We start from the raw sequence: 13,408 nt of genomic DNA on the forward strand, positions 1-13,408 counted from the left end.
GATCTTCTCTATTTGACCAGTTACGCGCGTGCCCGCGTCTGCTTGCTGATCCAGTTTGCAAAAACTTGAACGGCGTCGTTCTTCTGACCTGTTGGCGTCGCGATGTAATAGGCGCTGTTCGACGTGTTGGCGATCTGGCCGATTTCGGTCAAAACGCCGGACGCCAGCTCTTCTTCAATCAAATACGAGGGCAGAATGGCGGCACCCAAACCGACGACGGCGGCCTCGATCAGCATCGAGAACTGATCAAACCGCATCCCCGGAAAAACCGCTCCCGGATCCAGCCCGAGCTGAGAGTGATAGGTAGACCACAGCTCGGGGCGCGAGGTCAGATGCAAAAGCGGCAGCTCAAAGGTTTGCGCGCGGGTGTCCAGCCTGTGACGTCTCAGCAGCGCGGGTGCTGCCGTGACCACCAGATGCTCGGGGAACAACCTGCGCAATTGCGCGCCCGGCCAATCCTCCTGCCCGAAATGGATGGCCAGATCCATACGTCGTTCTTCAAGGCTGAAAGGCGTCGTGTAAGAGTGCAGATCCAGTTCGATCCCGGGATGGCGCGTTTTGAAATCCGGCAGGCGCGGCACCAGCCACCGTGTCGCAAAGGTGGGCAGGACGGCCAGGGTCAAAAGCGACGCACCGTCTCCGGCTGCAATCGCACGGTTGATCGTACCACTGAGACGTTCAAGATCACCTGCCAGCTCGTCCCGCAAGGCCCGCCCCGCTTTGGAAAGGCGCACTGCGCGTCCAACCCGCCGAAACAGCGTAACGCCAATCGCGGCCTCAAGCTCTCGGACCTGGCGGCTGATCGCGCTTTGCGTCACGCCAAGCTCTTCGGCCGCCATGGTATAGCTTTCATGGCGCGCGGCGGCTTCGAAACTGCGCATAAGGGCCAGCGATGGCAGTGAGTTGATCCGGGGCATGGAATTCATGAGTTTTAGTCACTGAAAAGATACTCATTGGCGTATTTTTCTCAAGTGGCTTTGTGGCTAAAACCGAACCTGTTTGCAGAGGAAGGTTCATGGTGTTCCAGCGCGCTGACCGGTTGAACGGTATCGAATTGTCGGAAATCGTCCAGATCTCAGAGGCCGCCGCCCGCCTGCGCGCCCAAGGGCGTGATATTCTGGCGCTGTCAACCGGCGAACCGGACCTGCCGACGCCGCCCCATGTGGTCGAAGCTGCGCATTCAGCGGCACTGGAGGGCAAAACCAAGTACCCGCCCACTGCGGGTGTGCCTGAACTGCGCACGGAAATTGCCCGACAGGCAGGTGCCGAGATGGCTCAGGTCATCGTATCAACAGGCGCGAAACAGGTGATTGCAAATGCGATGCTGGCCAGCCTTAACCCCGGCGACGAGGTCATCATGCCCGCCCCCTATTGGACGAGTTATTCCGATATTGTCCGGATGGCAGGTGGGGTGCCGGTTGTTCTGCCCTGCCCGATGGAGCAGGGCTTCAAACTGCTGCCTGAACAATTGCAGGCCGCCATCACGCCGCGCACGCGCTGGCTGATGCTGAATTCACCCTCGAACCCGTCGGGCGCGATTTACTCGAAGGAAGAACTTGCGGGGCTGGCAGAAGTGCTGGAGCGCCACTCGCAGGTCTGGGTTCTGGCCGATGAGATTTATCGCCATCTCAGCTTTGCACCTTTTACCTCCGCGGCCGAGGCCGCCCCGGCGCTGACCCATCGCATGCTGATCGTCAACGGTGTGGCCAAGGCGTGGTCGATGACCGGATGGCGCATCGGCTGGGGGATCGGACCGTCCGATCTGATAAACGCAATGGTCGCTGTTCAGGGTCAGGTCACATCGGGGGCATGCTCGATCTCGCAATGGGCGTCGCTGGCCGCGATCACTTGCGACCCCGAGTTACTGGAGGAGCGTCGCGCCCTCTTTGCCGCGCGCCGCGATCTGGTCGTCGACGGGTTGAACGCAGTACCCGGGCTGCGCTGTTCCACCCCGGACGGGGCGTTTTACGCCTTTCCGTCCTGCACTGGCCTGTTGAAGGAACAAGGCGGACCATTTGACAGCGACGCGGAATTCTGCACGTGGTTGCTGGAAGATGCCGGCGTTGCCCTGGTGCCCGGCCGCGCCTTTGGGATGCCGGGCCATCTTCGCCTGTCATTCGCATATGCTGAAGATACAATTGCAGCGGGCCTTGCGCGTCTGAAAACCGCTGTGGAAAGGAAACTTGCATGAAACCTCAATCCGCCCCGCACCTTGGCCCCTTCACCTGGGACGATCCGTTCCTGCTGGAAGACCAGCTGGCCGAAGACGAACGCATGGTTCGTGATGCTGCACATGCCTACGCGCAGGACAAGCTGCTGTCTCGGGTAACTGCCGCGTTTGCCAATGAGGAAACCGACCCGGCCATTTTTCGCGAGATGGGTGAGATGGGTTTGCTGGGAACAACCATCCCCGAGGAATATGGCGGCATTGGGTCCAGCTATGTGACCTATGGCCTGGTCGCGCGCGAGGTCGAGCGTGTGGACAGCGGCTATCGTTCGATGATGTCGGTGCAGTCCAGCCTGGTGATGTATCCGATCTACGCGTACGGCACCGAAGAGCAGCGTCAGAAGTACCTGCCCAAACTGGCAACCGGCGAATTTATCGGCTGCTTCGGGCTGACGGAACCCGATGCCGGTTCGGACCCCGGATCGATGAAGACTGTCGCGAAGAAAACCGAGGGCGGCTATGTGCTGAACGGGTCGAAAATGTGGATCTCGAACGCCCCGATCGCCGATGTGTTCGTCGTTTGGGCCAAATCCGAGGCGCATGGCGGCAAGATCAAGGGCTTTGTCCTGGACAAGGGAACGGCTGGACTGTCGGCGCCCAAGATCGAAGGCAAGCTGTCCCTGCGCGCCTCGATCACCGGTGAGATCGTGATGAACAATGTCGAGGTCGGCGAGGACGCCCTGCTGCCCAATGTCGAAGGTTTGAAAGGCCCGTTCGGCTGTCTGAACCGTGCGCGTTACGGCATTGCCTGGGGGTCGATGGGCGCTGCCGAGGCGTGCTGGCACGCGGCCCGGCGATATGGGCTTGACCGCAAACAGTTCGGCCGTCCGCTGGCGCAGACACAATTGTTCCAGCTGAAGCTTGCCAACATGCAGACCGAGATCACGCTGGGCCTGCAAGCGGCGCTGCGCGTGGGTCGCCTGATGGACGAAGCCCGCGCCGCGCCCGAGATGGTCAGCCTGATCAAACGGAACAATTGCGGCAAGGCGCTTGAGATCGCCCGCCATGCCCGCGACATGCATGGTGGCAACGGGATCAGTCAGGACTTCCACGTGATCCGCCACATGGTGAACCTTGAAACCGTCAACACCTATGAAGGCACCCATGATGTGCATGCCCTGATCCTGGGCCGTGCGCAGACAGGTCTGCAAGCCTTCGCCTAAGGACATCTGACATGGATCGCGCCGCAATCGTGCATGACAATTTCTTGCGCCGTGTTGCGGCGCGGGACTTTCCCGAAGGGTCCGCACCGGCCGGGCCGCTGAGCGGTCATGAAGCCGTCGCGCTTTACAGGGCGCAATGCCTGAGCCGCGCGCTGGACCGGCAAAGCCGCGCGATGCAGAAGGCGGGCCAGGGGTTCTATACGATCGGGTCATCCGGGCATGAGGGTATGGCGGCCGTTGCCGCGGCCCTGCGCCCGACCGATCCGGCCTTTCTGCACTACCGCGATGCGGCCTTTCAGATTGCCCGCTCGGATCAGGTGCCGGGCCAAAGCCCGACATGGGATATTCTGCTGTCCTTTGCCTCGTCTTCCGAGGATCCGATCAGTGGCGGGCGTCACAAGGTTCTGGGATCGAAAGCGCTGTGCATTCCGCCGCAGACCTCGACCATCGCCAGCCATCTGCCGAAGGCGGTCGGCGCGGCATATGCCGTCGCCGCTGCACGGCGTCATCGCCCTGAACATGCAGACATGCCCGAGGATGCCGTCGTCTATTGCTCGTTCGGGGATGCCTCGGCCAACCATTCCACCGCACAGGGCGCGTTCAACACGGCGCAGTGGACATCCTTTCAATCTGTGCCTCTGCCCCTTCTGTTCTGCTGCGAAGACAACGGGATCGGTATCTCGACCAAAACGCCGAAAGGCTGGATCGCGGCCACATTCGCCCACCGACCGGGCCTGAAGTATTTCTCGTGCGACGGGTTGGATCTGTTCGACACCTATCGCGTCGCGCAGCAGGCGGCGGACTATGTGCGCAGCCGTAGGAAACCTGCTTTCCTGCATGTGCGGACTGTTCGCCTGTACGGTCACGCCGGGGCCGATATGCCAACCACCTATATGCCAAAGGCCGAGGTTGAGGCCGAAGAGGCCAACGACCCGTTGCTGAATTCCGTGCGCCTGCTGGATCAGTGCGGCGCGATGAGCCCGGAACAGGCGCTGAGCGTCTACAATGATACCTGTGCCCGGGTCGCCCGCGTGGCCGATCAGGCCGTCACACGCCCGCGCCTGCAAAACGCAAAAGAGGTGATGGCCAGCCTGATCCCGCCGGCACGCCCCTGCGCGCCGACCAACGGCCCAACACCCGAGCGTCGGGCGGAGGTGTTCGGCGGCGATCTCAAGGCCCATTCCGAACCGCAGATCATGTCGCGATTGATCAACTGGGCACTGACCGATCTGATGCTGGAACATGGCGAGATCGTCATGATGGGCGAAGATGTCGGCCGCAAGGGCGGCGTTTACGGCGTGACCCAAAAGCTGCAAACACGGTTTGGCCCTGACCGGATGATCGACACGTTGCTGGACGAACAGTCGATCCTGGGCCTTGCGATCGGCATGGCTCAGAACGGGTTCACGCCAATGCCGGAAATCCAGTTTCTGGCCTATCTTCACAATGCCGAGGACCAGTTGCGTGGCGAGGCCGCCACCCTGCCCTTTTTCTCTAACGGTCAATACACCAACCCGATGGTCGTGCGCATTGCCGGGCTGGGGTATCAAAAAGGGTTTGGCGGACATTTCCACAACGACAACTCGGTCGCTGTATTGCGCGACATTCCGGGCCTGATCCTGGCCTGCCCGTCGAACGGCGCCGACGCCGCGCGGATGCTGCGTGAATGCGTGCGCCTCGCGCGTGAAGAACAGCGGCTGGTCGTTTTCCTCGAACCCATCGCCCTCTACCCGATGCGGGACCTGCACGAGGCCGGAGACGGCGGCTGGATGCAAACCTATCCCGACCCTTCTGAAAAGATCGGCTTCGGCGAGGTGGGCGTGGATGGTGACGGCGACGATCTGGCCATCGTCACCTTTGGAAACGGCGTCTATCTCAGCCATCAGGCGCGCGCGGCCTTGCAGGCCGACGGGATCAAGACACGGATCATCGATATGCGCTGGTTGTCCCCTTTGCCCAAAGCGGCACTGACACAGGCCGTGACCGGGGCCAAACGCATCCTGATCGTCGACGAAACCCGCCACCATGGCGGCGTGGCCGAAGCTCTGATGGCGCATTTTCATGAAACATGCGATGTGCCGCTGGCCCGCATCACCGCAGAAGACAGCTTTATCGCCACGGGCCCGGCCTATGCTGCGACCATGCCATCGAAGGACAGGATCGAAGCCGCTGCGCGATCCATGATGGAGGCCGGCACATGAGTTCCGCCAAACAGACTGCCGTCGTCATCTGCCCTGGCCGCGGTACTTACAACAGACCCGAACTGGGTGTCTTGGGCCGGCAATTCAGCGACAAGGCCCTGTTGCGACGCTTTGATGACATGCGGCGCACGCAGGGGCAAGACACGCTCAGCGAACTGGACGGTGCGGCCCGATATTCCATTGCCAAGCATACCCGCGGCGACAATGCATCTGCTTTGATCTATGCCGCGACTTTGGGCGATTTCCGCGCCATCAATCCTGACAAAATCGAAGTGGTTGCGGTGACGGGAAATTCGATGGGCTGGTATTCGGCACTGGCCTGCGGCGGTGCGCTGTCCGCCGAAGGAGGGTTCGAGGTGGTCAACACCATGGGCACTCTGATGCAGGAAAACATGATCGGTGGACAATTGATCTATCCTTTCGTGGATGCCGACTGGCATCCTGACCGGGCCCGCAAGGCAGAGCTGCTTGCCTTGGTGGATGACATTGACCGAACCGATGCAACGCTGACGCTGTCGATTGATCTGGGCGGCATGTTGGTGCTTGCAGGCGATGACGCCGGTTTGGCCGCGTTCGAAAAGGCCGTACCGGTGGTTCAGGAACGTTTTCCAATGCGATTGGCCAACCATGCCGGGTTCCATTCGCATCTTCAGGCTCCGGTCTCGGCGCAGGGCCGCACGCAACTGGGCGCTGGCCTGTTTCGGCAACCGGACCTGCCCCTGATCGACGGTCGTGGCCGGATATGGTGGCCCGGAGCGTGCGACCCGAATGCGCTTTGGGATTACACATTGGGCCACCAAGTGACCGAAACTTATGATTTCACCCATGCCATAGCGCAAGCCGCGCATGAGTTCGCACCGGATCTTTTCGTTGTTACGGGTCCCGGCACCACGCTGGGCGGTGCCGTCGCGCAAAGCCTGATCCTGAACAATTGGTCCGGACTGTCGGACAAGTCGACATTTCAGTCTCGCCAAAGAAACAGCCCGATTCTGTGTTCGATGGGAATGGATGATCAAAGGAAACAGGTGACATGAACCTGCGGGTTCGCCGGTCAGCCTCAGAGCCGGCGCGCCGGGATTGCCAAGCCGTTTCAGAAAACCGGTGCAGCGAGCCCGGTTTGTCGTTTCCGGCGCTATTCAAAGCGATAGAAACGTTCTGACGTGCCGCGAAAGACGTCGTCCAGCATCGCCCCCGGGATGAGCGTCTCATGCCGGGAAACGGTTTCCTTGTAGGTCGAGGTAAGGCTGTCGACCGGGAAATTCGATCCGAACATGCAGCGATCGGCGCCAAATTGCGAAAGGCAGGTTGAAACGATCGGCGAGACGCTCTCAGCATTCCAATCGTGGTCGAACATTCCCAGGCCGGAGAGTTTGCAAAAGACATGTGGCAGGTTTGACAAGGCCGTCAATTCATCTGCCCACCGTCGCAACCCTTGCGGGGTCCGGTCGTAAGGCGACCCTGCGTGGCAAAGAGCGATCCGGGTCTCCGAGGCCTGTGCAAGGACATTCGCGGTTTGACCCATCAGCTCTGGCAGCAGCTGAAGATCAAAGGAAAGACCACGCGCGCCCAGTTGCTTCAGGCCAGTCAAGAATTTTGGGTCTTCAAGCAACGCATTCGTACCAGTTGAGGCGTCTTCACCCGGAGCGCGGCCAATAATCTGACGAACGCCGCGCACCGAAGGCAGGGTTTGAAGACGGTCGAGCTGTGCATCCAGATCATCCGAGGTCAGATCGCAGAATGCCACCTGCACCAACGGCCAGTCAGGGAACTGGTCGGCAACGGATTGTACCCACTGCGCCTCGGCCCAGGGGTCAGCGGCGCCGACCTGAATGTGAACCGAAGCGCCGAACCCCATGGCTTCGGCGTCTGCGCGAAACTCCGGGAGCAAATAGTCCCGCTGGATGGAAGACGGATCGCCGAAAAACCGAACGATACCTTTCTCTGTAAGCCATGGGTAGTGCACGGCCGAAAGGTCCCACAGGTGGTGATGCGCATCTATCCTCATGATGCTTCAATCCCGGTGGTGCGCGCCAGAATATCCACACCCTGCCCTTTCCAGAAATGCAGCAAGTCGATGAAGATCCAGTTTTCGGCCAGCTTGTCTTCGACGCGGCGATAGATATCGATCACCCTGAATTCGCCGGGTTTTCCGGTGGCCGGCATCCCCATGAAACCCCCTGTGGGCGTGGCAGTGAAGTTGGGCCATCCAAAGAAGCCACCGTAATGCCCCTCGGCCAGACGGCAGACGTGATTGGTCTTTGACCGGTCCGTGAAGGCAGCACGAAACGGGCCAGAGTGTTGCCTGGCATAGCGTTCGATCGTGTAGGTCGCGCCAATTCCTTCGGGGCCCCACCAGATCATGTCCTGGTGCCACGTGCGCGCCAATTCTTCTTCCAGCGACAGTCCGCTGTCCCAACGGCCCAGATCCGCGATCATCGCGTTGATGACCGCCAGCGTTTTTTCGCCTTCGTCAGCGGGTTGCTCATCATGCAGCAAACCATCATGGGTCCTTGGTCCGGGCTGCACCAGATGTGCCGCGGTCTGCGGGGGGAACGGATTCTGGCCGGCCTGGACCATCAGGTGCGGGATGTCGAAATACATCGCCGTTTCGACAATTCTGTCACCGGCCACCTTGTAGAACGCGCAATATCGCAGGAACGCCATCTTGCCGGTTGGGCGAATACCCAACCACGGTCGGTCGAACAGCCCCACCAGATGGCCCATGGCGACAACCCAAACGTCGGTTTCTTTCCGCAACGCGTTTTGCCCCGCAAACAGAATATCCACGCGGTTCTGCAAATGAGCAAGGCTGCCCTTCAGCGGCTGCCAGAATTTCCGGGCAACCTGTTCGGCGCCGTTGATTTCGTTGAACGGATGAAAGCCGCGCCACCTCGAATCCGAAGCGCAGAATTGGCTCATCACCTTGGGAGTTTCCGTCACTGCGGCGGATTCCAATGCGGTGTGAAACGCAGAGACCAGTTTTTTTTCTGTCTGAAAGTTCACAGTTTTTACCATTGTAGTCAAAGTTTTGCGAGCGGCGCGAAGCCAGGTTGAGTCGGATTTCTCCGTTATTTTTGCATACGTATGCAAAAAAGTCTTGCCTGATTTGATACATGCGAATTACAGTTTTGCAAACGTATGCAAAACGATTCCTTGCAGGGGGCACCATGGCGGAAATTCAATTGCGGAACGTCGGCAAGCGATGGGGCTCATTCGTTGGGGTTCACAATTTCGACCTCACGATTGCAGATCGTGAGTTTCTGGTGCTGCTCGGCCCATCAGGCTGCGGCAAGACAACCACCATGCGCATGATCGCCGGCCTCGAAGACGTGACGGAGGGCGAAATCCTTGTCGACGGCAACGTGGTCAATGATCTGGAACCCAAGGACCGTGACGTGGCGATGGTGTTCCAAAGCTACGCTCTGTATCCCAACATGAACGTCTACGAGAACATCCGCTTTCCGCTGAAAGTGCGTGGTATCGACCCGGCAACACACGACGAGAAAGTGCGCCGCGCCAGTGCCATGGTTGAACTGGACGATTTCCTGCATCGCAAGCCAGCCGAGTTGTCGGGTGGTCAGAGACAGCGTGTGGCACTTGCACGTGCCATCGTGCGCGAACCCAACGTGTTCCTGATGGACGAGCCATTGTCCAATCTGGACGCCAAGCTGCGGGTTTCCACTCGGGCCCAGATCAAGAACCTGAGCCATGAGCTGGCTGTCACCACCATTTACGTCACCCACGACCAGATCGAGGCCATGACCCTTGCGGACCGCGTCGTCGTGATGAAACAGGGCGTGGTTCAGCAGGTCGGAAGCCCGACCGAAATTTATGACCGTCCCGCCAATACTTTTGTCGCCAGCTTCATCGGTTCACCTGCCATGAATTTGATGGATGGCGAAGTGGCCGGCGGAATTTTCCGCGCCGAACATGTCGAAATTGCGGTGGATGCACCGGATGGCCCAATGACACTGGGTTTCAGGGCCGAGGATGCCAGCCTTGCCGATGGCAAAGGTCAGATCACCGCTCCGATCTATACGCTGGAACTGCTGGGCGACGCGACCATGATCTCGGTTCGGGTCGGCGGAGCTCTGGTTTCGGTGAAAGCAGACAAAGCATTCCGCGCCGAGATTGGCGAAACGGTCTCGTTCTCGGTGCCGACGGATATCTGTCACCTCTTCGAAGCTGGAAGCGGTGCGCGGATCGGGGGCTAACCCCACAAACGGCCCGCAAGGGCATAACACCGGTCCGGACGTCGACGACGGACCGATCCTGACAGGGAGAAACCTATGAAACTCAAGACGATCCTCATGGCCGGTGTCATGTCCATCGCCGCCACCGGCGCGTGGGCAGATTGCGCCTTTGAAAACGAAGTGCCGCTAAAATCACTGTCCGCCGGTTTTGAAGCGTGGAAAGCCGTCACCGATGCGATGGCAGAATGCGGCAATTTCAGCGCATCGCTGGATCAGGAATTCCGCGAAAAGCAGCCCGAAGCATTTGCTGCGGATCCCGCGCTTTATCAGATCGGCGGTGTTTCAAACGCGACCCTGGTGCCGTTGCTGAACGCAGGCACGATCCGCCCGTTGGATGATCTGGTCGAAAAATACGGCCAGGACCTGCTTCCCAACCAGTTGATCAAGGTCGATGGCAAGACCATGGCCATTGCAATGATGGTGAATGCGCAGCACCTGATGTATCGCGATGATGTACTGGCTGAACTGGGCATCGAAGAACCAAAAACCTATGATGATGTCCTGGCCGCAGCTGCCAAGATCAAAGAAGCCGGAGTAATGGACTATCCGATCGGGGGAACGTTCAAGACCGGTTGGAACCTCGGCCAGGAATTCGTCAACATGTACCTTGGCGAAGGCGGCTCGTTCTTTGGCGACGGCAACGTTCCAACGATCAACAACGAGCAGGGCGTCGCTGCGCTGGAAACACTGAAAGCCATGACCGAGTACATGGATCCGGAATATCTGGTTTCCGACTCGACATACGTGCAGCAACAATTCCAGCAGGGCAAGATCGCCATGGCGAACCTTTGGGCCAGCCGTGCAGCCGCCATGAATGATGAGGCCGAAAGCCAGGTCGTCGGCAAAGTCACCATGGCAGCCGCTCCTATGGGTTCGGCAGCGCCGGCAACCACCATCTGGTGGGATGGCATCGTTCTCGCTTCGAACATGAGCGACGAAGAGGCCGACGCCGCATTCCGCGTCGCGCTTGAGGGCATGGACGGCGAAATGGTCAGCGCAAACAACGACGTGGCTGTTTGGCTGAGCCCTGCCTATTCAGCGGGTGCTTTGGCGGCAGGAGCAGCCGCTTCGGCTGAAGCGGGCGCAAAGGCTTACCCGGCATCTGGCCCGATGGGCATCATGCACACCGCCCTGGGCAACGGTCTGGCCGACTACCTGACCGGCGCCAAGGATGCTCAGACAACGCTGGCGGATATCGAGGCAGATTACATCACTGCCGCGAAAGAAGCAGGTCTGATCAGCAACTGATCCTCCCGTGGGAGGGCTACGGCCCTCCCGCCCCTTCCCCTCGAGAGTCATGAGAAAGGCAGAGCCATGAATTTCCGGACATTTGCCGCATTTGTCGGCCCCTCTGTCTTTATGATGCTTCTCTTTATCGCGTTTCCTCTGGTCAGCGTGTTCAAGCAGAGTTTTTACGTTACTCAGCCGATCTATGAGACGGTCGAAAAGGAAACCTGCACGCCCGGTTTCCTGACGCAGACCTGCGTGACCGAGATGGTTTCGCAGCCAAAAATTGACGAACATGGCGAGGTCATTACCCAAACCCAATATGTCGGCTTGCAAAGCTATCGCAACGTATTGGAGCCTGAACGCGCATGGCGCGCCATAAGCGACGGCAGTTGGCATGTGCTGTCTACGATCAACTTCTGGAAGGCGCTTCGGTTCACCCTGACCTTCACCTTGATCACTCTGCCACTGGTGGTCGGGTGCGGGCTTGGGATCGCAATACTGATCAACAACGCGGCGCGGTCCATCCGCGGGCCGGTGATCTTTGTGTCCTTGCTGCCCTTCATCATCACACCCGTAATCGGAGTGCTGTCGATCAACTGGCTGTTCCGGGGCGACGGCATCCTGACCGCAATGATGGAATGGTGGCTGAACCGGGACATCGCCCTTTTCGCCCAAGCCTGGACCATCGAAATACTGATGATGCTCTACCGCGTCTGGCACGTGGCACCCTTTGCAGCGATCGTCTTCTACGCCGGGCTGCAAACGGTCAATCAGGATAGTCTTGAAAGTGCGGTGATTGACGGTGCGACCCGTTGGCAGCGCCTGAAATACATCGTCATTCCACACCTGATGCCGCTGATCATTTTCGTGTCGATGATCCACCTTATGGACAGCTACCGCGTGTTCGAAGAGATCGTCGGTTTTTCGAGCCAGGGCTACGTCATCTCGCTACAGTGGCTGACCTTCGATTACCTGACGCCGGATCAGGCCGGCAACCGGTCGATCAGCCGGGCGTCCGCCAACTCGATGCTGACCATGATCGGTGTCGTCATCCTGCTTATCCTGCCGCTGCGCCGTACATGGCGCGACCATAAAGGAGGTCACTAATATGTCCTCGCGTGCGCTTCGCCAGCCGTTAAGCCTGCGGTTGACCTCGAACATCTTCCTTGCGCTCTGGTGCCTGATCGCGGCCTTTCCGATCTTCTGGATCGTGGTCATGAGCTTCAAGTCACCCGTCGATGCGTTCGACAGCAACGCGCTGAACGTGATCTTCGGGCCGGCCACGCTGAGCGTCGGAAAGGGCTTGTCGCTGCTGGATATCATTCTGGGCATCGCGGTTATCTGGGGCACGATCTTCGCTGCCACCAAAACACTGCCTTCGATGATAAAGTCCTACACCAAGCCCGGTCAGGAATGGTTTGGATGGCTGATCGGTGTTCTGGTCTTGCTGGTGGGTTTCCTGCTGGTGTTCTTCGTGGTCCTGCCTGCAATCCTGAACGTGTTGAACCCGCTGTTTGGCCCACTGGGACGGGATGTGCTTGGTCTGACGACCGAGCATTACAAAACCGTCTGGATCGACCGGGGCTTTTCAAACAACTTCAAGAACTCGCTGATCGTAACGACGGGCGTGGTGACAGTGTCGCTGACCGTGGGCACATTGGCGGGCTACGGTCTAGCGCGGTCAGGATCAACGTTGGCCTTCTGGATCCTGATCGTCGCACTGGTGTTCCGGGCATTGCCGCATTCGGTTCTGGTAGCAGGTTATCTGCCGGTGTTCATCAACTCGGCCGAATGGCTCAGCCCGATCTTGGGTGAAAACGCACCAACCTTGTACGGCAAGCCTTTTGCGGTAATTGCTGTTCTGGTTGCGATCAACCAGCCCTTCACAATCTGGATGCTGCGTTCGTTCTTCCAGAACATCCCGGCCGAGCTGGATGAGGCCGCCCGCGTGGATGGGTGCAACCACTTTCAGGCCTTCCGCCGTGTCATCATGCCGGTGATGTGGCCAGGCGTGATCACCACAGGACTGTTCAGCTTCTTGCTGGCGTACAACGATTTTCTGGTCACCGCGCTGCTGCTTGATGCGCAGAACCAGACCATGGTTCCCGCCATCGTCGGCATGTTCAATCGCGAGACGACGACAACCGATCAGGTCGTTGCGGTTGCCGCTGCCGTATCGATCACCGCGCCTCTGATCTTCCTCGTGCTGATTTTCCAGCGCCAGATTGTCAGCGGTCTGACAGCCGGGGCAGTGAAAGGCTGATGAGCAAGAACGCCCGACATAACGCCATGTCGCGCCACCCGGCGCTGAACAGGATGCCGAGGGACTTTCTG

11 protein-coding genes are annotated in these 13,408 nt (G+C 59.4%); 8 read left to right on the forward strand and 3 right to left on the reverse strand.

Annotation, left to right across the window (positions count from 1 at the left end; genetic code table 11):
* Window positions 1-20 precede the first annotated feature (20 nt).
* Window positions 21-926, reverse strand: coding sequence for a LysR family transcriptional regulator (locus tag GS612_RS12100; protein ID WP_253286164.1), 906 nt, complete (start codon window positions 924-926; stop codon window positions 21-23).
* A gap of 89 nt (window positions 927-1,015) precedes the next feature.
* Between GS612_RS12100 and GS612_RS12105 the strand changes: the two genes are divergently transcribed.
* The 4 genes from GS612_RS12105 to GS612_RS12120 are packed head-to-tail and all read left to right on the forward strand — an operon-like array spanning window position 1,016 to window position 6,625.
* A complete protein-coding gene (locus GS612_RS12105; RefSeq protein WP_171640620.1) occupies window positions 1,016-2,191 on the forward strand; it encodes a pyridoxal phosphate-dependent aminotransferase in 1,176 nt (391 codons plus the stop codon).
* Window positions 2,188-3,390, forward strand: a complete 1,203-nt coding sequence (locus GS612_RS12110; RefSeq protein ID WP_171640622.1) for an acyl-CoA dehydrogenase — start codon at window positions 2,188-2,190, stop codon at window positions 3,388-3,390. The genes GS612_RS12105 and GS612_RS12110 overlap by 4 nt, the downstream gene beginning before the upstream one ends.
* An 11-nt stretch (window positions 3,391-3,401) precedes the next feature.
* Complete coding sequence (locus GS612_RS12115) at window positions 3,402-5,591, forward strand: thiamine pyrophosphate-dependent enzyme (protein WP_171640624.1); 2,190 nt, start codon at window positions 3,402-3,404, stop codon at window positions 5,589-5,591.
* Window positions 5,588-6,625, forward strand: a complete 1,038-nt coding sequence (locus GS612_RS12120; protein ID WP_171640626.1) for an ACP S-malonyltransferase — start codon at window positions 5,588-5,590, stop codon at window positions 6,623-6,625. The genes GS612_RS12115 and GS612_RS12120 overlap by 4 nt, the downstream gene beginning before the upstream one ends.
* 98 nt (window positions 6,626-6,723) lie before the next feature.
* Here the strand turns inward: GS612_RS12120 and GS612_RS12125 are convergent, their stop codons facing one another.
* Together GS612_RS12125 and GS612_RS12130 are read right to left on the reverse strand one after the other, a co-directional pair.
* The gene (locus GS612_RS12125) at window positions 6,724-7,596 is read right to left on the reverse strand and encodes an amidohydrolase (RefSeq protein ID WP_171640628.1); all 873 of its coding nucleotides are present in this window, start codon (window positions 7,594-7,596) and stop codon (window positions 6,724-6,726) included.
* Window positions 7,593-8,606: a nuclear transport factor 2 family protein gene (locus GS612_RS12130; RefSeq protein WP_171640631.1), complete on the reverse strand. Its 1,014-nt coding sequence runs from the start codon at window positions 8,604-8,606 to the stop codon at window positions 7,593-7,595. The genes GS612_RS12125 and GS612_RS12130 overlap by 4 nt, the downstream gene beginning before the upstream one ends.
* 152 nt (window positions 8,607-8,758) lie before the next feature.
* Between GS612_RS12130 and GS612_RS12135 the strand changes: the two genes are divergently transcribed.
* The 4 genes from GS612_RS12135 to GS612_RS12150 all read left to right on the forward strand — a co-directional run bounded on the left by GS612_RS12135 (window position 8,759) and on the right by GS612_RS12150 (window position 13,337).
* The gene (locus GS612_RS12135; protein ID WP_152460110.1) at window positions 8,759-9,805 is read left to right on the forward strand and encodes an ABC transporter ATP-binding protein; all 1,047 of its coding nucleotides are present in this window, start codon (window positions 8,759-8,761) and stop codon (window positions 9,803-9,805) included.
* Between the two features lie 75 nt (window positions 9,806-9,880).
* Window positions 9,881-11,092, forward strand: coding sequence for an ABC transporter substrate-binding protein (locus tag GS612_RS12140; protein ID WP_171640633.1), 1,212 nt, complete (start codon window positions 9,881-9,883; stop codon window positions 11,090-11,092).
* 66 nt (window positions 11,093-11,158) lie between these two features.
* A complete protein-coding gene (locus GS612_RS12145; RefSeq protein ID WP_171640635.1) occupies window positions 11,159-12,181 on the forward strand; it encodes a carbohydrate ABC transporter permease in 1,023 nt (340 codons plus the stop codon).
* Between the two features lies 1 nt (window position 12,182).
* A complete protein-coding gene (locus GS612_RS12150; protein WP_171640637.1) occupies window positions 12,183-13,337 on the forward strand; it encodes a carbohydrate ABC transporter permease in 1,155 nt (384 codons plus the stop codon).
* Window positions 13,338-13,408: the final 71 nt, after the last annotated feature.

It is taken from the genome of Ruegeria sp. HKCCD6157, assembly GCF_013110685.1.
Lineage (GTDB): Bacteria > Pseudomonadota > Alphaproteobacteria > Rhodobacterales > Rhodobacteraceae > Ruegeria.

Bases quoted from the DNA above. Each gene is read 5' to 3' on its own strand.
- GS612_RS12135 (WP_152460110.1), top strand. From the start codon at position 8,759: ATGGCGGAAATTCAATTGCGGAACGTCGGCAAGCGATGGGGCTCATTC.
- GS612_RS12115 (WP_171640624.1), top strand. From the start codon at position 3,402: ATGGATCGCGCCGCAATCGTGCATGACAATTTCTTGCGCCGTGTTGCG.
- GS612_RS12125 (WP_171640628.1), bottom strand. From the start codon at position 7,596: ATGAGGATAGATGCGCATCACCACCTGTGGGACCTTTCGGCCGTGCAC.
- GS612_RS12105 (WP_171640620.1), top strand. From the start codon at position 1,016: ATGGTGTTCCAGCGCGCTGACCGGTTGAACGGTATCGAATTGTCGGAA.
- GS612_RS12140 (WP_171640633.1), top strand. From the start codon at position 9,881: ATGAAACTCAAGACGATCCTCATGGCCGGTGTCATGTCCATCGCCGCC.
- GS612_RS12130 (WP_171640631.1), bottom strand. From the start codon at position 8,606: ATGGTAAAAACTGTGAACTTTCAGACAGAAAAAAAACTGGTCTCTGCG.
- GS612_RS12120 (WP_171640626.1), top strand. From the start codon at position 5,588: ATGAGTTCCGCCAAACAGACTGCCGTCGTCATCTGCCCTGGCCGCGGT.
- GS612_RS12100 (WP_253286164.1), bottom strand. From the start codon at position 926: ATGAATTCCATGCCCCGGATCAACTCACTGCCATCGCTGGCCCTTATG.
- GS612_RS12110 (WP_171640622.1), top strand. From the start codon at position 2,188: ATGAAACCTCAATCCGCCCCGCACCTTGGCCCCTTCACCTGGGACGAT.
- GS612_RS12145 (WP_171640635.1), top strand. From the start codon at position 11,159: ATGAATTTCCGGACATTTGCCGCATTTGTCGGCCCCTCTGTCTTTATG.
- GS612_RS12150 (WP_171640637.1), top strand. From the start codon at position 12,183: ATGTCCTCGCGTGCGCTTCGCCAGCCGTTAAGCCTGCGGTTGACCTCG.